The following is a 5190-nucleotide window of genomic DNA, read 5'->3' as shown; positions in this document are numbered from 1 at the left end:
AAATTTGACTAAATAAACACGTGCTAGTTTTTTTTCATTTAAAATAATATAGTCCTGAATTGAGTTAAGAGCATTAAATATAAAATGCGGATTCATTTGAGAACGTAAGTTTTCTAACTGAGAAAAAACTAATTGTTGATTCATCTTTGCTTTCTCTAAAGCTTGCTTTTGGTTGGCATTTAAGCGTTTTGTTTTTTTACTAAAATACATCCAGATAAAAACCAACGATAAAAGCAACACTAATAAATAAAACCACCAAGTCTTGTAAAAAGGTAATCTTACAGTTAAACCAATACATATTAGTTTTGAATAGCTATTTTGAAATCTATTTTTTGCTCTTAAATTAAACTTGAATTTTCCGGCTGGTAAGGTATTAAATTTAACAAAATCTAAACCACTTTCTACATCAACCCATTTACTATTTAAACCTTCTAATTGGTATTCGTAGTTAACAAAGTTATTAGACTGGAAGCCGTTAGTATTAAAGCCTATTCTTATTTCACTTTCGGTTTGTTTTAATTTATAATTAGATTTTAGTATGGTGTCTTTTTCTTGAATAGAAACTGTTGTAAAATAAGGTTGAAGTGTGATTCTAGTTTTAAGAATTTTCTTTTTATTAAATTTATATAATCCTGTGTTAGAACTAAAAAACACATCATCATCTAATATTTCTATTGCTGTAATATTATAAGAATCTACACCATCTTCGCGGTTAATTGTTGTTATTTTTTGAGTGCGATAATTATAATTCTGTAAGCCTTTGTCTGTAGATATCCATAATGTATTACCATCTGGCTTAATTACATTTATTAAATGAGATAATAACCCGTTTTTTGTAGTTAAAGTATGTGTTAAAACATCATTTTTAAAACCGTAAACACCTTTACCGTCTGTGGCTACCCAAACAATATCCTCATCGTCTATTGCTATTCTAGAGGCAAATACTGGCTTATTATTGTGTTGAATTTGTTTGTAATTATTTGTTTGTAAATTATAAATACCAAGACCGTCTATAAAATTACAATATGCCAAATCTCTATAACTATTTATTACAGATCCATAACTTCTAAAGTTGCGTAAAACTGATACTGTATCTTTTGTTTTACTATAAACCGAGAGTGCATGAGGCATACTTACTAAGTATTCATCTTCGTTTATTACAGCTATAGATTTAGTACTTACTAGCTTTCCTTTTTTTATTGTTTTATGTGTTCTATTATATACAACAGACTCTGTAGTTGACACCATTAATAAATCTTCTACAATGTTGTTATAGCTAATACTACTAACATTATTTTTAAATTCAATAGCGGTTTTGTTTAGTAAGTTATTGTTATTATTGTAACTAAAAATTTCATGATTAGATGTGGCTAAAAACAACTCATTATTAGTTGTTTTTTCTATAGTATTAACTCCAACGTCTTTAGGAAGTTTTATTTTTTTTAGTTCTGAATTTGGCATTACAAAAACACCGTTTTTTAATGTTGTCACCCAAAAATTTTGATTTTTATCTATTAAAACATCTGTAGTAAATAAGCCTTTAAAATAATGTTCTTCAACACTTAAATACTTGTTTTTAATAGCGCAAATAAAAATGCCATTATTTGTGAGCACCCACAATTTACCGTTAATTTCATACGAGTGTACAACAATAGCATACTCTAATATTTTTGGGATAGTATATTGAATCAACTTGGTTTCTACTATGCTATAAAGCCTACTTTTTCTGGTAGATTCTAATTGAGCGAAATAGAAAATTCGATTTTCAAACTCAAAAAATTTCCTATAACCACGCATCTTTTCTGTTGCAATTGGTGTTGAGTTTTGTGGATAGGATTTATTAAAGGTAACATCATTAGTAAAATGAATGATATTATTTCTATTAAAATAAAAACCATCTTTATTAGCGTTTAAATCTACTAAGTAAGCTTCGTTTCTATTATCTAATTCCGAAACAGTTACTTTTGTTTCTATATCTACAATCTCTATATTTTTTATTTTTTTTATAATTAGGTGATTGTTATAAATATTAAAGTCTACTAAAGTATTTATGTTTTCAAAATCTTTAAAAAGCTTTAATTCCTCACCTTCTGTATAAAAAAATTGCCCTGATAGATTATTAGACCAAACACGTCCTTTTTGGTCTAATGTTAAACCAAATAGAGAACGCCCTCTTTTTTCTGGATTAGTAAATAGTTCATAATATTTACCATCATAGCGGTATAGACCTTTGTCTGCAGCTAACCATATAAAACCTTCGTTATCCTCTAATATGTCGTAAAACTCAATATCTGGCAGGCCATCTTTTTCTGTGAGATGAATAGACACAGGTTGTTGTGCATTTATAGTTTGAAATGCAAAAAAAGAGAATAATAAAATGAAGTAACGGAAAATCAATACAGTACTTTTAATCAAAGCTACAAAATTGAAAGCTATACTATCTGAAATTTTAGTGAATGGTCGTTATTTAAGCTTAAAAGGTAGATTTAATTACCTACTGAAAAATTATTTAGATTTAAAGTCTTTAATTCTTGCCTCTCATTTTCAAAAATAAGGTAAGCTTGTAATTCTGGATGTGTTTCTAAAAGACTTTTTGCTTTTTCAATTCCCATGGCTTGAATTGCAGTTGCATAACCGTCTGCAATCATACAATTATCTGCAATCACCGAAACGCTTAATATGTTTGTTTTACTTGGGTAACCTGTTTTAGTATCGATTATATGTGCATACCTATTACCTTTATTATCTATTTTAAACTTCCTGTATGTACCAGAGGTTGCCATGGCTTTATCTTTTAATTTAAACACCATATTTGTGCTTTGAGAACCATCAAAATTCGGGTTTTCAATACCAACAGTCCAACCCGTTTGTTTTTTAACATTAACACCTTTAGCTCTTAATTCGCCTCCTATATTTACCATATAGTTTTCAATAGTTTTAGACTCTAAAAAGTCGCCAATGACATCTACAGCGTAGCCTTTTGCAATAGCATTAAAATCTATAAATGCTCCATAAGGTTTTCTTACTCTATTACCAACTAATCCTATTTTATTGAAACCAACGTAACGTTTTAGGCTATCTATTTTTAAACTATCTAATTTATCTTTTGGCTTTTCTGAACCAAAATCCCACGCATTAACTAGCTTTCCAATTGTAGGATCGAAAACACCTTCTGTCTCTGTGTATAATTTTTTAGAGGCATTAAAAACTTTTACAAAGTGATTATCGACACTATCAATTTCGTGTCTATTAAGTTTTGAAATATCTGAATTCGCTTGATAATTAGACATCGATTTATTAATAATATAAAAGATACTATCAAACTGTTTTTGGTAGTTTTCAGAATTTTTTGAAGCATAAGTTACATCGTAAAATGTTCCGAATATTGGACCATTAATCTTTATATTATCAGCTTCTTTTTTACAAGAAAAAAAAAGGAGAAAAAGAATTGAAACCGTGAAAACATTTTTCATTATAAGATCTGTAATTGTAAGCGAGATAAAATACTAATTCAAATTTGTTTCTAGTACTTGAATACCATTATACTCTATTAGATATTCTTCATCTAAAAAAACTGGTAAAGATTCTCCGTTTGGATTACCCAAACCAACACCAGCATATAGTACTTTCGCATCATTAGTTCTGGCGTGTTCTTTAAAAGACTCCATCCAGACAACATCGTAATTATTAGCATTATCTGGTAACAAAACAGCCTTAACTATAACAAAGAAATATTGCTTGTTAGCATCAATACAAACAAATTGTGGATGCTTTTTTAATTTGCTGTTTATAGCTATAAATTCAAAACCACGTTTCTCTAAATCTTTACCAACATGGTTCATGGCAAGGTTATGAAGTTCTTGTGGTGTTAAGGGTTTACTCATACTACAAAAATACGAAAGCCTTTTATTAATAAAAAGTGTATTCTATAGGAAATGAAAAATGATAAACATTATTTAAATCGTGCAAATTTAGAATTGTAGAAAGTATAATTAGACACTGGTATTACTGCATCTGTTTGCAAATTATACCAAGGTGAAATGGTATCGTCCTCAAGATTCTTAACTAAATGAACACTTTGTGCTGGAGTATTGCCTTGAAATAATAAAAATAGCTTTTCTCCTTTATCGTTTACAACTTCATCTGCAAGCATTACAATATGCCCTGGACTTCCGCCTTTAATAAGCATATCTCCTATCTTTAGATTTTTAACAGAAGTAATAGTTTCTAACTCTTGAGATAATGATAATGTACCAGAATACATATAAATAAGATTAAGGTATTTATAAAAATTTTCTTTTGTAGTATTTGCTGAAGCTGTTTTACTGAATGATACTTTATTACCTTTAATATTAGGTCTATAACCTTCAGCATACTTTTTCCAAGAACAATAGTGTCCAGAAGTAAAATTAAAACCTATCTCATCCTTTCTATTAGTATCCCAAAGATATTCACTTCGCACTCTAATTAAAGCGTCTGCACACTGTTGCAATCCATTTTTAGGCACTGGAATATCTAGAATGCCTATGTGACCTTGTTGCCAATAATATTCTGAATCATCATAATTAATTATTTTACTACCATAAGGCTTTAATTTATAATTTCTAAGATAGTTTTCAAACGAACCTTTAGGATAATTAACACGTTTGTAACCACTAGGAACCTTTACTCTAGATTTTATAGTTAAGCTATCTTTATTAATTAGACTTTGGTTTAAAACAATAGATTTTGAGACATAACCTATTGTTTCCTTTACAGGTTTATATTGAAACGCTAAAACAACAATTACAGATAGTAATAAAACGGATAGTAAAATTTTCTTCATATTATTATAAACGAAAAAACCCAATACTTTCGTATTGGGCTTAATTTTTATTATGAATTTCTCGTTAATAAGATTTGTTTTTTTTAAGGAATTCTAGCCTCCAAAATCATCAAAACGTATGTTTTCATCATCAATACCAAAATCTTCTCCCATTTTTTGTACCGCTTGGTTCATTAATGGTGGTCCACAGAAATATAACTCTATATCTTCTGGAGACTCGTGTTTAGATAAATATTGGTCGATTACAACTTGGTGTATAAATCCTGTAAATCCATCTCCAGGAGCATCTATGTTTTCTTTAACTTTCCAGTTATCCTGTTCCATAGGTTCAGATAATGCTAAGTAGAATTTAAAGTTTGGGAAAT

General features: G+C 28.8%; 4 protein-coding genes and 1 pseudogene. All 5 read right to left on the bottom strand.

From position 1 onward, the window contains the following. The coding region (locus tag Q0C58_RS10685) for a histidine kinase (RefSeq protein ID WP_290701215.1) at positions 1–2397 on the bottom strand (2397 nt) is incomplete at its 3' end. Positions 2398–2486: 89 nt separating this feature from the next. Next, positions 2487–3473: an FAD:protein FMN transferase gene (locus Q0C58_RS10680; RefSeq protein WP_290701213.1), complete on the bottom strand. Its 987-nt coding sequence runs from the start codon at positions 3471–3473 to the stop codon at positions 2487–2489. Between the two features lie 33 nt (positions 3474–3506). After that, positions 3507–3884, bottom strand: a complete 378-nt coding sequence (locus Q0C58_RS10675; protein ID WP_290701210.1) for a Na(+)-translocating NADH-quinone reductase subunit F — start codon at positions 3882–3884, stop codon at positions 3507–3509. A 68-nt stretch (positions 3885–3952) separates the two neighbouring features. Next, on the bottom strand, positions 3953–4825 hold the full coding sequence (locus Q0C58_RS10670) for a DUF4846 domain-containing protein (RefSeq protein WP_290701207.1): 873 nt from the start codon (positions 4823–4825) through the stop codon (positions 3953–3955). Between the two features lie 93 nt (positions 4826–4918). Continuing rightward, positions 4919–5190: pseudogene (locus Q0C58_RS10665) on the bottom strand (NADH:ubiquinone reductase (Na(+)-transporting) subunit F); the annotation flags it as partial.

Source organism: Lacinutrix sp. (genome assembly GCF_023299985.1).
Lineage (GTDB): Bacteria > Bacteroidota > Bacteroidia > Flavobacteriales > Flavobacteriaceae > Lacinutrix.
This window is presented reverse-complemented; position numbering and strand designations above follow the sequence as displayed.

What these genes read in the sequence shown, in the direction of transcription:
- Q0C58_RS10675 (WP_290701210.1), bottom strand. Translation starts at nt 3,884, where the DNA reads ATGAGTAAACCCTTAACACCACAAGAACTTCATAACCTTGCCATGAAC.
- Q0C58_RS10680 (WP_290701213.1), bottom strand. Translation starts at nt 3,473, where the DNA reads ATGAAAAATGTTTTCACGGTTTCAATTCTTTTTCTCCTTTTTTTTTCT.
- Q0C58_RS10670 (WP_290701207.1), bottom strand. Translation starts at nt 4,825, where the DNA reads ATGAAGAAAATTTTACTATCCGTTTTATTACTATCTGTAATTGTTGTT.